The sequence below is a fragment of the Ferruginibacter sp. HRS2-29 genome (genome assembly GCF_024343615.1).
In the GTDB taxonomy this organism is placed as follows: Bacteria; Bacteroidota; Bacteroidia; order Chitinophagales; family Chitinophagaceae; genus Ferruginibacter.
On the sequence record NZ_RJUB01000141.1, the window covers coordinates 98,093 to 113,337 of the forward strand.

13 protein-coding genes are annotated in these 15,245 nt (G+C 44.2%); 2 read left to right on the plus strand and 11 right to left on the minus strand.

Going from position 1 to position 15,245, the window contains the following annotated elements; translation table 11 throughout:
- Nucleotides 1-58 precede the first annotated feature (58 nt).
- Nucleotides 59-2,824, plus strand: coding sequence for a sodium-translocating pyrophosphatase (locus tag EGI32_RS15695; RefSeq protein ID WP_255156302.1), 2,766 nt, complete (start codon nt 59-61; stop codon nt 2,822-2,824).
- 114 nt (nt 2,825-2,938) lie between these two features.
- Here the strand turns inward: EGI32_RS15695 and EGI32_RS15700 are convergent, their stop codons facing one another.
- Genes EGI32_RS15700 through EGI32_RS15715 form a run of 4 tightly spaced genes read right to left on the minus strand, consistent with a single transcriptional unit; the run spans nt 2,939 to nt 7,780 of the window.
- Nucleotides 2,939-3,646, minus strand: coding sequence for a phosphatase PAP2 family protein (locus EGI32_RS15700; protein WP_255156303.1), 708 nt, complete (start codon nt 3,644-3,646; stop codon nt 2,939-2,941).
- A gap of 4 nt (nt 3,647-3,650) precedes the next feature.
- Nucleotides 3,651-5,777, minus strand: coding sequence for an LTA synthase family protein (locus EGI32_RS15705; protein ID WP_255156304.1), 2,127 nt, complete (start codon nt 5,775-5,777; stop codon nt 3,651-3,653).
- Between the two features lie 51 nt (nt 5,778-5,828).
- Nucleotides 5,829-7,109 carry a HAMP domain-containing sensor histidine kinase gene (locus tag EGI32_RS15710; protein WP_255156305.1) on the minus strand — a complete coding sequence of 427 codons (1,281 nt, stop codon included), beginning with the start codon at nt 7,107-7,109 and terminating at the stop codon, nt 5,829-5,831.
- A complete protein-coding gene (locus tag EGI32_RS15715; protein ID WP_255156306.1) occupies nt 7,106-7,780 on the minus strand; it encodes a response regulator transcription factor in 675 nt (224 codons plus the stop codon). The genes EGI32_RS15710 and EGI32_RS15715 overlap by 4 nt, the downstream gene beginning before the upstream one ends.
- A gap of 118 nt (nt 7,781-7,898) precedes the next feature.
- Here EGI32_RS15715 and EGI32_RS15720 point away from each other — a divergent pair, with 118 nt between their 5' ends.
- On the plus strand, nt 7,899-8,621 hold the full coding sequence (locus EGI32_RS15720) for a pyridoxine 5'-phosphate synthase (RefSeq protein WP_255156307.1): 723 nt from the start codon (nt 7,899-7,901) through the stop codon (nt 8,619-8,621).
- Nucleotides 8,622-8,862: 241 nt separating this feature from the next.
- Here the strand turns inward: EGI32_RS15720 and EGI32_RS15725 are convergent, their stop codons facing one another.
- From EGI32_RS15725 to EGI32_RS15755, 7 genes are all read right to left on the minus strand, one after another.
- Nucleotides 8,863-9,981, minus strand: coding sequence for a TlpA disulfide reductase family protein (locus EGI32_RS15725; RefSeq protein ID WP_255156308.1), 1,119 nt, complete (start codon nt 9,979-9,981; stop codon nt 8,863-8,865).
- A gap of 78 nt (nt 9,982-10,059) precedes the next feature.
- Complete coding sequence (gene trpA / locus EGI32_RS15730; protein WP_255156309.1) at nt 10,060-10,833, minus strand: tryptophan synthase subunit alpha; 774 nt, start codon at nt 10,831-10,833, stop codon at nt 10,060-10,062.
- A 7-nt stretch (nt 10,834-10,840) separates the two neighbouring features.
- Nucleotides 10,841-12,040 carry a tryptophan synthase subunit beta gene (gene trpB / locus EGI32_RS15735; RefSeq protein WP_255156310.1) on the minus strand — a complete coding sequence of 400 codons (1,200 nt, stop codon included), beginning with the start codon at nt 12,038-12,040 and terminating at the stop codon, nt 10,841-10,843.
- Between the two features lie 152 nt (nt 12,041-12,192).
- Nucleotides 12,193-12,822, minus strand: coding sequence for a phosphoribosylanthranilate isomerase (locus EGI32_RS15740; protein WP_255156311.1), 630 nt, complete (start codon nt 12,820-12,822; stop codon nt 12,193-12,195).
- Between the two features lie 2 nt (nt 12,823-12,824).
- Nucleotides 12,825-13,610, minus strand: coding sequence for an indole-3-glycerol phosphate synthase TrpC (trpC, locus tag EGI32_RS15745; RefSeq protein ID WP_255156312.1), 786 nt, complete (start codon nt 13,608-13,610; stop codon nt 12,825-12,827).
- Nucleotides 13,607-14,596: an anthranilate phosphoribosyltransferase gene (gene trpD, locus EGI32_RS15750; RefSeq protein WP_255156313.1), complete on the minus strand. Its 990-nt coding sequence runs from the start codon at nt 14,594-14,596 to the stop codon at nt 13,607-13,609. Before trpD ends, trpC begins: the two co-directional genes overlap by 4 nt.
- 71 nt (nt 14,597-14,667) lie before the next feature.
- A complete protein-coding gene (locus tag EGI32_RS15755) occupies nt 14,668-15,237 on the minus strand; it encodes an aminodeoxychorismate/anthranilate synthase component II (protein ID WP_255156314.1) in 570 nt (189 codons plus the stop codon).
- Between the last annotated feature and the right edge of the window lie 8 nt (nt 15,238-15,245).

The following is a 15,245-nucleotide window of genomic DNA, read 5'->3' on the forward strand; positions in this document are numbered from 1 at the left end:
TGGCATTTGTGCCGCTTTTCCCCTATTTTTGCCGTCCAAAAAATAGACTACTACTTATATGGACAAATCATTGATTTACGTCATCCCGGCAATGGGCATCGTTGGCTTGTTGTACACATTTATTAAATATGCGTGGGTTTCGAAGCAGGATGCAGGAAATGCCCGCATGAAAGAGATCAGTACTTATATCGCAGAAGGTGCCATGGCATTTTTGAAAGCGGAGTACAAGATCCTCGCTTATTTTGTGATCGTTGCGGCTCTTTTATTGGGCGTGATGGGTTACAGCAATGCAAACAGCCACTGGAGTATCGCCCTGGCATTCATACTGGGTGCGGTTTTTAGCGCACTGGCAGGTTTCATTGGTATGAAGATCGCCACCAAAGCCAACGTGCGTACCGCACAAGCTGCACGTACCAGCCTCAGCAAAGCATTATCAGTTTCATTTACCGGTGGCAGCGTAATGGGTATGGGTGTTGCAGGCCTGGCCGTTCTTGGCCTGGGTGGTTTATTTATTATTCTTAAAATGGTATTCGCCGATGGCGCCGCAGTAAGCAGCGTTGAAATGGAGCGTACCATCGAAATATTGACTGGTTTCTCTTTGGGAGCAGAATCTATCGCATTATTTGCCCGTGTGGGTGGCGGTATCTACACCAAAGCAGCCGACGTAGGTGCTGACCTGGTGGGTAAAGTGGAAGCCGGTATTCCAGAAGATGATCCACGTAATCCTGCAACTATTGCGGATAATGTAGGTGATAACGTAGGTGACGTAGCTGGTATGGGTGCCGATCTGTTCGGTTCTTATGTGGCTACCGTTCTTGCTACCATGGTACTTGGAAGGGAAACAGATGCTATGACAGATGCGTTCGGTGGTATGTCGCCGATCCTCTTGCCCATGCTGATCGCCTCTATGGGTATCATTTTCTCCATCATCGGAACTTTCTTTGTTCGTATCAGCGAAACCGCTGGTTTGAGCACACATAAGGTGCAGACAGCCCTCAACATGGGTAACTGGGGTTCTATGATCCTTACCGCTATCGGTTGTTATTTCCTCGTACAATACCTGATGCCAGAACATATGACCCTTCGCGGCCACGATTTCACCCGCAATGGTGTATTCGGCGCTATCATGGTTGGATTGGTTGTAGGCGCATTGATGAGCATCATCACTGAATACTACACTGCCATGGGCAAACGCCCTGTAATGAGCATCATCCGCCAATCTGCTACCGGTCACGCTACCAACATCATTGGTGGGCTGGCGGTAGGTATGGAAAGCACCTTGCTTCCTATCCTGGTATTGGCTGGTGGTATTTATGGCTCTTACTATTGTGCAGGCCTTTACGGTGTTGCTATCGCAGCCGCGGGTATGATGGCTACAACTGCCATGCAGTTGGCGATCGACGCATTCGGCCCTATAGCTGATAATGCCGGCGGTATCGCTGAAATGAGCGAATTGCCTGCTGATGTACGTGAAAAAACCGATATCCTGGATGCTGTAGGTAATACTACCGCGGCGAGTGGTAAAGGTTTCGCGATCGCTTCTGCTGCTTTGACTGCATTGGCTTTGTTCGCGGCCTTCGTGGGTATCGCCAAAATTGATGGTATTGATATTTACCACGCCGATGTATTGGCTGGTTTGTTTGTAGGTGGTATGATCCCGTTCATCTTCTCTTCCCTCGCTATCAAAGCGGTGGGTGAAGCTGCCATGGCGATGGTGGAAGAAGTTCGCCGCCAGTTCCGCACGATTCCCGGTATCATGGAAGGTACAGGCAAGCCTGAATACGATAAATGCGTAGCTATCTCTACCGAAGCATCGTTGAAGAAAATGATGTTGCCGGGCGCTATCGCGATCCTTGCTCCTATCATCATCGGATTCATCTTCGGCCCCGAAGTGCTGGGTGGTTTCCTTGCAGGCGCTACCGTATCTGGTGTGTTGATGGGTATCTTCCAGAACAACGCCGGTGGTGCATGGGATAATGCTAAAAAATCTTTTGAAAAAGGAGTTGAGATAAATGGTGAAACGCATTACAAGAAATCAGAACCGCACAAAGCATCTGTAACCGGTGATACCGTAGGTGATCCGTTCAAAGATACTTCAGGTCCTTCTATGAACATCCTCATCAAATTGATGAGTATCGTTTCCCTCGTGATCGCTCCTACCCTGGCTAAATTGCACCACGATAAGATCGAAGCAAACAGGAAAGCGCAGATCGAAACCCTGCAGAAAATGGCTGCAGGCGGCGAAGGCCATGTGATCATCGGCAACAATAAAGATATCGTTGCCAACGGCGAAACCACCACCACTACCCAGACTGTAGCAGGTAGCGTAAACGCTGACGGGGATTATGTTTACAACACAGGAAATGTTGTAGTTGTTGATCTTCCAAACGACGCGAAGATATCTCTTGGTTCAAACAGTGCTTTGTACAAACTCAACGAAAAAATAAAAGTAGAAGATCCTTCTATTTTTGAAAAGAATACCTGGTTCACACTCGAAGACCTTTACTTCGAAAGCGGTAGCAGCAAGCTGAAAGCTTCTTCTGAGCAGACTGTAAAGAACCTCTACGAAATGCTGAATGCTTACAACACTTTGAACGTAAAGCTGGGTGGTTATACGGATAACACCGGCGATAGCGCACAGAATGTAAAACTCAGTTACGAAAGGGCTGAAGCGGCAAAAGCGGCGTTGGTTAAACTCGGACTTTCAGCAGACCGTATCGCTACAGAAGGCTACGGCCCGCAATTCCCGATATGTGCAGCAAACGACACCAAAGAATGTAAAGCGCAGAACAGAAGGATTGATGTAAGAGTGGTGAAAAAATAAGGAATAAAAAATAAGGAATAAAAAAGTGGGCTTCATAAGAATGGAGCCCACTTTTTTATTCCTCATTTTTTATTCCTTATTTCCCCTTTATTACCCGTCATACGCTATTAAAAGTCAAAACACAATTTTCTTATCCAGCCGCTCCTTCTTCCTCCCGAATTTATATTGATGCGTCCAGTACGAAGCCTTCATGGAGAGTATCCCGATCCCGGCTCCCACCAGCACATCGCTGATAAAATGCCGGTTATTCGCCATGCGCAAAAAGCCAACAGATGAAGCTACACCGTATGCAGCATAAGGCATCCATGGATACCGGTCTTTATATTCCTGGCTGAGAAATGTTGCGGCAGCAAATGCCTGTGCCGTATGACCCGATGGAAATGAATTATACGTAGAGCCATCAGGGCGCAACGTATGCGTCAGCGATTTCACCAGGAATACTGTGCCCAGCATACCTAATTCGCCCTTCAGCAGGATCATCGAACGATTGGCGATATCGGTCTTGCTTTTTACCCCGGCAGCATCCAATGCATACGCGGCAACGATAGGCGAAAACTGCAGGTAGTTGTCAATGGTAGTATGAAATTTCGGAACCAATGCATTTCGCTGTTCTTCGACTTCATTTTTAATGGCTTCCTCCCCTTTCCCATTACTGGCGATACCCGCAATGATAAGCATGGCCGGCGCTTTCAATTGTTTTGTTGAAAATGAATAACGCTGAGGTCCTATCTTTTTGAGGCTGTCCAGTTGTTGGGCATGAACCTGTAAAAGATTCGCTGAAAATAAAATGGCTAATCCTGTCCTGATGGCTGATTTATACATGTATTTATTTTTTTCCAAGAAGTGGCGACAATTGTGGGATCGCTTTGTATTGCCGGTGTTTTATCAGCCATGCCGCCACCTGGTAGTTGGCGATAGCCTGCTGTATGATACTGTCCGGTACCGGGTTTTCAAGATTGTGACCATTGATCATATCCGGCACGTATGTCTTTATTTGCTTTACCGGAGATTGTACTACCAGCTTGCCTTCAGCCAAATACCCCAATCCCTGGTAGGTGCTGATAAAAGCCCGTTGTTTCTCAACGGATGTATTTAAGACATCTATCCCGAAAAATTTACTGGTATAATCACAATGCAGCAAACCGAGCACCGTTGGGGCTATATCGATCTGGGCCGTCAATGCATCTACTTTTTGAGGTTGAATGAATGCCGGCGAATAAATGATCATGGGGATATGATAACCCGTTACAGGCAATGCGTTACTACCGGCGCTGGAAGCGCAATGATCGGCCACTATGACAAAGATCGTTTTGGAAAACCATGGCTTCGCAGACGCTCTTTTTATAAAATCACCAATAGCATAATCAGTATATTTTACAGCTCCACTTCGGCTTTTGGAGGAAGGCGGAATATCGATCCTGTTTTCGGGATATGTGTAAGGCCGGTGATTAGAGACCGTCATCACCTGCGAAAAGAACGGTTTGCCCATCGCGGCATTTTTGTCCATCGTGCGCAAAGCCAGTGTAAACAGGTCTTCATCGGCTACACCCCAGATGTTGGAATAATGGATCTCCTTAGCTGAAAGCGCCGTCCGGTCGATCACATCATAACCATTGTTGGCAAAAAAATAATTCATGTTATCAAAATATCCGTAGCCTCCATAAATGAATTGCGTAGTATATCCTTTCGATCTCAACACAGACCCCATCGAAAACAATCCTTCATTAGCAGGTCGCTTTACGAGGCTTTGTCCGGGTGTAGGGGGTATAGAAAGCGCCAATGCTTCAAGCCCACGTACCGTACGGGTTCCGGAGGCATACAGGTTGGTAAATAACATCCCTTTATCCGCCAGCGAATCGAGATATGGGGTGATACCATCCTTATTGCCAAAACTTTTCATGAAAGAAGCACTGAGGCTCTCCACGCTGATGAGCACCACATTCATCCTGGTTTCGGGCGCTTCATAACTGATCTGTCTTTCTATGCTGAATGGCTGATTGGAAGTGAATCTTATTCCATTGCCACCAAGTTGCTCACGCACCATTCCGAAAGCAGCACGGTCATCGATCGTTTTATAATACCTGTAATAATCGAGTTCGTTATTTTTAAACGCCAGCACAAAATCATATACACCGTTTCCGGCCAGCTCATTAGCATAATTATTTTTACTGAAATATTGCCATTGAGGATTGATAAAATATACTGACAGCACAGGCAAGAGAAAAAGTATACAACCGGTCAATAATCTTTTACCAAAATACAAAGGGCTGGTAACTGAAGACTGTATTGGCTTTCGCACGAACCAAAATAAAACGCCACTTAATAAAAACACTATACCAATGAGCCAGTAAACCGGGTAAGATTCTTTGATATTTCCCAGTACTTCATTGGTGTATACAAGATAATCTACCGCGATGAAATTGTACCGCGATGAAAATTCGTTCCAGAAAAACCATTCGCTCACCGCATTGAACAACAATAAAAATATTACCAGGAAGAAGAATATTTTCAACACATTTGCACGCCATTTAAAACGAAAAGCCTCCGAACGGGTGAGCAGAAAAAGGTAGATAATAAATCTTAACAGCACATAATAAACAAGGCCTTTGTGCAGGTCTTTATTGAAATCTTTAGGGATGATATTGGTAAATAACAAAATACCCAGGAATGCCATGAAGAAGGCTATCGCGAACCATTTGCCCCGCTTTGTATAAATAAAATTACTGGTAAATGTGAGTTGCAATACAAATGGCAAAATGATGAAACTACCGGCCACAATATCATATAACAACCCGAGTGGGAAACTACAGATCAATGAAGCAGCGGCCGCATCAATATCTTTCCGGAAAGAAAATAACAGGATAATCCTGGTGATAAACGAAATGCTGACGGCAAAAATAGCCAGCCACGCGACCGGGCTAAAACGATGTTTTTGAAGAATTGATTGGTCCATTTACAATATATATAATGTAAAGGTTTCAATCGATTCTGTAGAAATTCTGAATTAAAACACTACTGTAAACTGGTGATGCCCGTTTTCAAACTCGTAAGTCACTTCCCAGGAATACCGGCGGCAGATCTGCTGTACAATCGACAATCCTAATCCTGTACCCTGTACCCCGGAAGACAGGCTGCTGAATCGTTTGAACATCTTCTCCTTTTCCAGCGGGGTTGTACCGGAATTGATAACCATTAAGGACTGGCTGGAAAGTTTAATAAAAATCTGACCGTCGCTTGCCGTGTGCCTGATTGAATTTGTGAGCAGGTTGCTGATCATACTTTCCACCAGTATCCTGTTGGCATTCACTTCCACTACTTCCTCAGGATCCCTTTCCAGGATGATTTTTTTGGTAAAAAGATGGTCAGATAACATGCCAGCCTGCTCTTCAATCAATGCATTGAGGTCTATCGTTTCTGTTGAGGCAAATTGGTTGTTGCCGATCTTTGCCAGCAACAAAAGGTTCCTGTTGATCCGCGAAATTCTTCCGAGCGCTTTTTCCGTATCCTCGATGAGCCTCGATTGCTCCGAAGATAATTCGCTCTGCATCAGCAGGTCGAGTTTACTTTGAATGATGGCCAATGGGGTTTGCAGTTCATGTGAAGCATTTTCTGTAAATTCTTTTTGTTCACGGAATACAGCGATGTCCTTGCTGATCAGCTTTTCCAGGCTCGCATTGAGTTCCGCGAATTCGATGATATTGGTTTGGCTAAATTGAACTTCTTCCTGTTTGTTCAGCTCAAATGCTTTCACCGTATCCAATGTATTATAAAAAGGTTTCCACAAACCCGCAGATATTCTTCTATTCAGAAAAACAAATCCTGTAAACAGCAGAATAAAAAACAGGATGGTAATGATGGTGATAGCGATGATCGTTTCATGAGTTTCCTCCACGTTCGATTCTACAGTGACCTGCAGGTTTTTATCACGAATGGAAACATAGGAAACGAGGCCCCGAAACCTATCCTTCTCCTCCTCCTCATCAATGTATTTATTTTTACGCAGCGATGTGTAAATGCTATCCGGCTTCACTGTAGGTACAAACTTCAGATCGGAAACAGGCTGCAATTTATTCCAGAAGGCGATGTTCTGTTCGAGCAGGCTATCCGTTGGCGACTGGCTCAGCAGGCTTTCTTTCAACTGCCCACTCACCGTTCTGTTATGCTCGTCAAGCTCGCTTAGCCAGATATATTCCGCGATGAAATAATACACAGGTATGCTGCAAGCCAGTATGACAAGGGCATACAGCGTAAACACTTTTAATGGCCTGTTGAGTAGTTTTATCATGATTGCCATTTATAACCGGTACCATAAATTGTTTTGAGATAATTATCAGCACCTGCTTCTGTCAATTTCTTTTTAAGATTTTTGATATGTGCATACAAAAAATCGTAATTGTCCAATATGCCCGCAACATCTCCTGATAAATGTTCCGCAAGTGCTGTCTTTGACACTACCCTGTTTTTGTTGCTGATAAAATACAGGAGCAGTTCGTATTCTTTTTTTGTAAGGACAACTTTCGCATCATTTACCGTTACGGTTTTAGCCAGCAGATCGATCGTCAATTCATTCTGCCGGAAAAGGTTATTGTTACCAAAACTCTTACGCCTTATCAATGAATGTATCCGTGCCGCCAGTTCGGGGAGATGAAAAGGTTTCGAGAGATAATCATCGGCCCCGATCTGTAATCCTCTGATCTTATCCTCCAGGGCGCCTTTGGCCGAAATGATGATCACCCCATCTTCCTTATTATCGGCTTTCAGGGCTTCCAGTATTTTCATACCATCCCCACCGGGAAGCATGAGATCGAGCAATATACAATCGTAATGAAAGGTTTCCGCTTTGTACATCGCATCATCAAATGTTTCCGCGAATTCGCAGAAATATTGCTCCGCCGATAAATATGTCGCCATACTTTCAGCCAGCGCTTTTTCATCTTCAATGATGAGGATCTTCATGATGCTAAGGTAATGGTATAATGGATAATAGAATAATGGATAATGGTTCAAAGCATATGAACCCCATTATCCATTATAACATTATCCATTCTAATTATCTTTGCATAAATAAACTCCCATGACCAAACTCTCCGTCAACGTCAACAAACTCGCCACTTTGCGCAACTCCCGTGGGCATAACAATCCTGACCTGGTAAAATCCGCGTTGGACATTGAGCGTTTTGGAGCCGACGGCATCACTGTACATCCGCGGCCTGATGAGCGACACATCCGTTACCAGGATGTGTTCGATCTGAAAAAAGTGATCGCTACCGAATTCAATATCGAGGGCAATTGCACAGAAGATAAATTTGTACAACTGGTGCTGGACAATCAGCCGGCACAGGTTACGCTGGTGCCTGATGCCCTGGGACAGATCACCAGCAATCATGGCTGGGACACGGTCACACATAAAGATTACCTTACCAAAATGATCCAACGGTTCAGATCTGCCGGCATCAGGGTTTCAATTTTTGTGGATCCTGATATAAAAATGATAGAAGGCGCCGCGGCTGCAGGTACCGACAGGATCGAGTTATACACGGAAGGTTACGCTACCAAATATACCAAAGGAAATCATGAAGAAGCGATCGCTTCGTATGTAAAAGCCGCCGAAAGGGCCAACCAGCTTGGGTTAGGTATCAATGCAGGACATGACTTAGACCTGAACAACCTGGCTTATTTCCATAAGAATATTCCCGGCCTGCTGGAAGTATCGATCGGGCATGCGTTGATCTGCGATGCCATATACCTGGGATTGGAGAATACGGTGCAGTTGTATAAACGATGCTTAGTCAATTAAGAATTAAAAATTACGAATTACGAATTATAAACGAAGAACTGAGCGAAAGAGAATCGCAGATTTCAAAGGGATGAAGGGGATTACACAGATTATTTTCTGCTTCGCAGAAAACGGAAATGCAGTTTATAAGAAATTGAAAGATCAATAGAAGTTCAACTTCTTATAAACTGCATTTCAATTTTGCGCCAGCAAAATAATCTGTGTAATCCCCTTCATCCCTTTGAAATCTGTGATCCCTGCTCTACTTAATCAGACTTGCGAGCTTGCTTTCCAACGCAGGCCCGCGAAGGTTTTTAGCGATCACATTTCCCTGCGGATCTAGTAAGAAATTCTGCGGAATGCTTACGATCTCAAACTGGTGAGCCACTTCATTTCCCCAGCCTTTCAGGTCGCTCACATGTGTCCAGGTAAGTCCATCCATTTTGATAGCATCCAGCCAGGCCGGTTTTGCCTGATCAAGGGAAACGCCCAGAACGGTAAAATTCTTATCCTTAAATTTTGTATAAACATTCACCACATTCGGATTTTCCATCCGGCACGGACGGCACCAGCTTGCCCAGAAATCTACCAATACATATTTTCCTTTGAAAGAAGAAAGCCTGATCTGATTTCCTGAAGTATCTGCCTGTGAAAAATCAGCCAATGGTTTACCTATCGGGTTCTTCTTGCTGTCGGCAATCTGCTTTGCAATGATTCCGCCGATGGGAGAATTTTTGGGCATCACGCCAAGACTGTTAAAATCCGCTTCCAGCAACGAATCACTTTCGGTCAATTGGTAGTGACGGTAAACCGCCAATGGCGTGATGTAGGATTCTTTATTATCCTGGATGAACTTTGCGAAAGCCTGTTCTGCATTTTTCTTTACCAGGGTATCTGTCACCGGTTCACCCATAAATAATTTTTCATATGGTTTGTAAATACCCATGAATTTTGTGAAATCATCATGAGAAGCAGAACCCTTGATGACAGCGGATTCCAACTGATCTTTTTTTGCATTTACAGTAACAAGACTATTATCAAGGAACAGCGTGATGAAAGGTGCGCCGCCGGTAAACGTGAGCACTTTAAAATCGGGGAACATGCTCTGCCCGGTGAAACTGAATTTACCTTTCGTTACAACAGCATTGCCTTCAGGCGCTCCGTTATTGCCATTCAGCAATGTTACCGGAGTACCATCGGGATAACCCCCTACCGTTCCGTCAATCAGGAATCCGTCGGCAGGTTTTGTGAGTTTTGTAATTAAAGGAGTTTTTACCACCTTTTTTGCTACCACCGTTTTTTTAGCTTTTACAGGTGTTTTTTTTACCTGGGCAAAACCGATCGCCGGTATCACAAGTAGCAGGAATATATATTTTTTCATCATTGATTATTGAAGATGCAATTTAGAATTCTGTCCCGGTTTTTACAGCTGTGGAAAGATTATTAACAGCTTTATATATCAATTATTCTTAATGGAATTTATAAAATCCCTTGTGACGGTATCGATATCAGTGGCCGATTGAAGGGCTTTGATGTACGCTGAGCCGATGATAGCGCCGGATGCATGCTTAGCAGCCGCATCGAATGTAGCCTTGTCCCTGATGCCGAAACCAATCAACACGGGGTTCTTTAACTTCATTTCCTGCAACCCTTTGAAATAGCCTTCCTGCTCAGCAAAAGAAGTCTGTTGACCGGTAGTAGCAGAGGAAGAAACCGCATACAGAAAACCACCACTGAGTTTATCGGCCTTGCGGATTCGTTGCTCGCTGGTGACTGGCGTTACGAGGAAGATCACATGTAGCCCATGTTCTTTAAAAACATCCTTATAAAGCGTTTCATATTCATGCATCGGAAGGTCAGGAAGAATGATGCCTGAAATACCCGCAGCTTCTGCATCTTCACAAAAGCGACGTATGCCATATTGTAAAACCGGGTTCAGGTATCCCATCAGGATCACAGGAATTTTGATCGAATCCCTTGTCTTGTATAATTGCTCAAATATCTTTTGAATGGAAATCCCATTTGCCAAAGCCTGCATATTACTTTGCTGTATCACCGGGCCATCGGCAACAGGATCGCTGTAAGGGATGCCCACTTCAATGATATCGGCACCGTGCCGTTGCAATGAAAGCATCACTTCAGTCGTACTCTCCAGCGACGGGAACCCCGCTGTACAATACATGTTCAGGACAGGCCGCTGGCGCTGCAAAAATAATTGGTCGAGTTTATTCATGATATATCTACAAATGATCCATGTAAGCCGCGAGATCCTTATCTCCTCTTCCACTCAGGCACACGACAACAATGTCATCTTTTTTAAATTCAGTTTTATTCAATATAGCCAGTGCATGTGCCGATTCCAGGGCCGGTATGATACCTTCTTTCCTGGCAAGATTAAAAGCAGCCTGCAGCGCTTCTTCATCTGTAGCACTCAAAAACTCAGCACGCCTGCTTGTATACAATTGAGCATGTAACGGGCCGATGCCCGGATAATCCAGACCGGCTGAAATGCTGTGTGGCTCTACAACCTGGCCATCCGTGGTTTGCATGAGCAGGCTTTTGCTGCCATGAAGAATACCGGTAGTACCGAGTTGAGTGGTAGCGGCAGATCTGCCGCTGCCGATACCACATCCGGCTGCTTCTACCGCCAGCAGCTTCACTTTTTTTTCATTGATAAAATGATAAAAAGCACCGGCCGCATTGCTTCCGCCGCCAACACATGCAACTATATGTGTAGGATTTTCATCGCCGGTCACTTTCTTCAATTGTTTCTTCATTTCCTTACTGATCACACTTTGAAACCTTGCCACCATATCAGGGTAAGGATGCGGCCCCACCACGCTCCCGATGATATAATAGGTATCGGAAGGATTGTTGATCCAATCCCTGATAGCTTCATTGGTAGCGTCTTTCAGCGTTTTACTTCCGCTGGTAGCGGGAATGACTGTGGCGCCAAGCATCTTCATCCTGGCAACATTAGGCGCCTGCCGTTCGATATCTTTTTCGCCCATGTATACGATACATTCGAGGCCTTTCAATGCACAAACTGTTGCCGTAGCCACTCCATGCTGTCCTGCTCCTGTTTCGGCGATGATCCGTTTTTTACCCAAGGCCTCCGCCAGCAATACCTGCCCGATCGTATTATTGATCTTGTGAGCACCGGTATGGCAAAGGTCTTCACGCTTCAGATAAATATTCGTATTGTATTGTTCGCTTAAATTTTTTGCAAAATATAACGGTGTAGGCCTGCCTGCATAATCTTTCAGCAATGCATCAAATGCCTTTTTGAATTTTTTGGTGGAAGTCAGCTTAAGATAATTATCCTTCAGCTCCTCCACATTCGGATACAACATTTCAGGAACATACGCTCCGCCAAAATCACCGTAATAGCCGTGTTTATCGGGATTTAAAAGATCCTTTGTTCTATTGATTTTCTTCATATATGATGTAATTGAAGATCTTTTTATGTATGATGTATGATCTATGATCTATGATGTATGATATCTTCAGGATTATGATTTATACAATTTATCAGAATACCAACAAATCGAAAAAAAATCATACATCATACATCTAACATCATACATTGTTTTTATTTCAGTCCGTGAATAAATTGTAATACCAATGCCATGTCCTTCACTCCGGGTTCTTTTTCAAACTGGCTGTTGATATCAACTCCGTAAAAATCGGGATGACGGAATTTCTTTACCAATGCCGCATCTTTTGGGGAAATGCCACCGCTCAGGAAAAACGGTTTTTCAATTTTGCTTTCGGCTATTTTCTTCCAGTCGAATTTTTCCCCGCTCCCGCCAAACAATTCCTTATGGGCCGCATCAAACAGGTAATAGTCACAAAATTCATCGTATTCAGCTATCATATAATCGATCGACTTATCACTCTTATCATCCACCCTGAAAGCCTTGATCACTTCGATCTCTGCTGATATCTTTTCGCACAGGTGCGGGCTTTCATCACCATGCAGTTGAACGATATCCAGTTCATAATCTTCCACCGTCTGCATTATTGCATCGTATTCTTCATTTACGAAAACACCTACTTTTTTTATATCCAGGTCGGCACCTGAAATTTCTTCCTTCGTCAGTTTATTCCCGGCGTATCGCGGAGATTGTTTGTAAAAGATCAGTCCTGCAAAATCCACATCCAACCCATCCAGCTGCTGCAATTGTTTCAATGTGGTGATACCACAAACCTTAATGTTCATATTTATTTTTTTATATTTTTCACAAATCTTTCAAATGCCGCCCCCGGGTCCTGCTCCTTCATAAAGTGTTCGCCGATGAGAAAACCTTTATAACCCGCTTCCCTGAAAATACGGATGGTGGCCGGATCATCGATCCCACTTTCCGCAATTTTTATCATGCCGGAAGGCAATGCTTCCGCAAGTTGCAAAGATCGGTTTATATCAACTTTAAAAGATTTTAAACTTCGGTTATTTATTCCTACCATATCAATTTCTTCGCACAGATGTTCCAGTTCTTCTTCTTCGTGTAACTCCAGCAAAACCTGCATTCCCAGCTGCTTTGCGGTTCCGGCAAGCGATCTTACTTCCTGCTTCGTAAGGCATGCCGCTATCAATAAGATCACATCTGCACCCATCGCCTTCGCTGCCAGCACCTGGTAAGGATCGATCATGAAATCTTTTCTTAATATAGGAATATGATTGTTTCTTGCCACCGCAAGATCTTCTGTACTACCGCCAAAAAAATGATGATCCGTTAAAACCGACAACCCACTTGCTCCATGAACAGTATAATCTCCGGTAACTTTTGCCACATCTGCAAATTGATGGATATATCCTTTGGAAGGTGAACGCCTTTTGAATTCAGCGATGATGCCGGTTGCTCCTTCCTCCAGGAGATTATTTTTCAATGATATACAGGTACGTTCGAAATGGATGGATTGCATCAGTTCCTTTTCAGGCACAAGCGTCCTTCGTGCTTCCACTTCTTCCCGTTTATAAGCAACTATTTCATCGAGTATATTTTTCATTTTGCTGTCAAGTTTTTTAAACTCTGATACGCTTTACCACTTTCAAGGCTCTGCACCGCAAGCTGGTAGCAGGTTTCATAATTATCATATTTCCCTGTACATTGTAATGCCATCGCGGCATTGGCAAGCACTACAGCATTTTGGGCCCAGGTGCCTTCCCCTTTAATGATCTTCAAAAAGATGTCGGCGGCTTCTTCCACCGAATTACCTCCATGAATATCCGCGGCAGTCACCGTTCTTTTGCCGATCGCTTCCGCACTCAGCACCTGTTCGCCTTTGTTGGTGATCACTTTGGTATCGCCGGTCAAAGATATTTCATCATATCCATCCAGACTATGGATGATGGTAAATGCCGTATCGCCTTCCTGCAGCATATAATTGTATATGCGTGCCATTTCGGGACTATACACCCCAACAAGCTGATAGGCCGGAGATGCAGGATTTACCATGGGGCCAAGCATATTAAAAAATGTACGTACCCCCAGGCTTTTGCGGATACCACCCACCGCTTTCAATGCAGGATGGAAAAGTGGCGCATGCAAAAAGCAGATGTTGGCCTGATCCAATTGCCTGTTCAATTCCGTACTATCTTTGCTAAAACGATACCCCAACTGTTCCATCACATTCGATGAACCACTAATCGAAGAAGCGCCATAGTTGCCATGTTTGGCCACTTTGTTGCCTGTTCCCGCTACAATGAAACAACTCAGCGTGGAAATATTGAATGTATTTTTTCCATCACCTCCTGTGCCAACAATATCCATCACATCGTGCCCTTTCACATCTACCGGCAATGCCAGTTGTAGCAATGCATCTTTGAAACCATGCAACTCATCGATCGTCACGGTACGCATAAGGTATACCGTTATGAAGGAGGCAATTTCGGCATCGTTATATACCCCGTTGGATATGTTTATCAACACTTCCATCGCCTGCCGGCGGGAAAGGCTTTTGTATTCGAATAAATAATTCAATATTTTTTTCATTATAATTTTTTTTTTGAACGAGCCACAGGAAAGTTCCTACGAATTATAGATCATCCATGATCAACTGTCAACTATTGCTTCAGCCAGTTCCTCATGATCTTCTCTCCATCCGGCGTCAATACGCTTTCAGGATGAAACTGCATGCCACGTACATCAAATTTTTTATGCTGTAATGCCATGATATAATTATTGTCATCCCGGGCAGTTATTTCCAGTTCCTTTGGAAAGCCCTGTTCATCAACGATCCAGGAATGATAACGCCCGACTGTTATCTGTTGCGGCAGCGACCTGAAAAGTTCTTTTTCTGCTGCGTCGATGCTTATCGGCGTAGCCACGCCATGGTATACTGCAGAAAGGTTGGTAAGTTTCCCTCCAAATGCTTCACCAATTGCCTGATGGCCTAAACACACGCCCAGTATTGATTTGGTGGAGGCATATTCCTTTATCAACCCCAGCAGCATGCCGGCTTCGGATGGTATACCGGGACCGGGAGATAAAATGATCTTATCATATGCTTTCACTTTTTCCAAAGCGATCTCATCGTTCCTGTATACATCTACTTTGAGGTGCATGATCTTTTCGACCAGGTGCACCAGGTTGTAGGTGAAAGAATCGTAATTATCGAAGACTAATATTTTCACGTCGATTA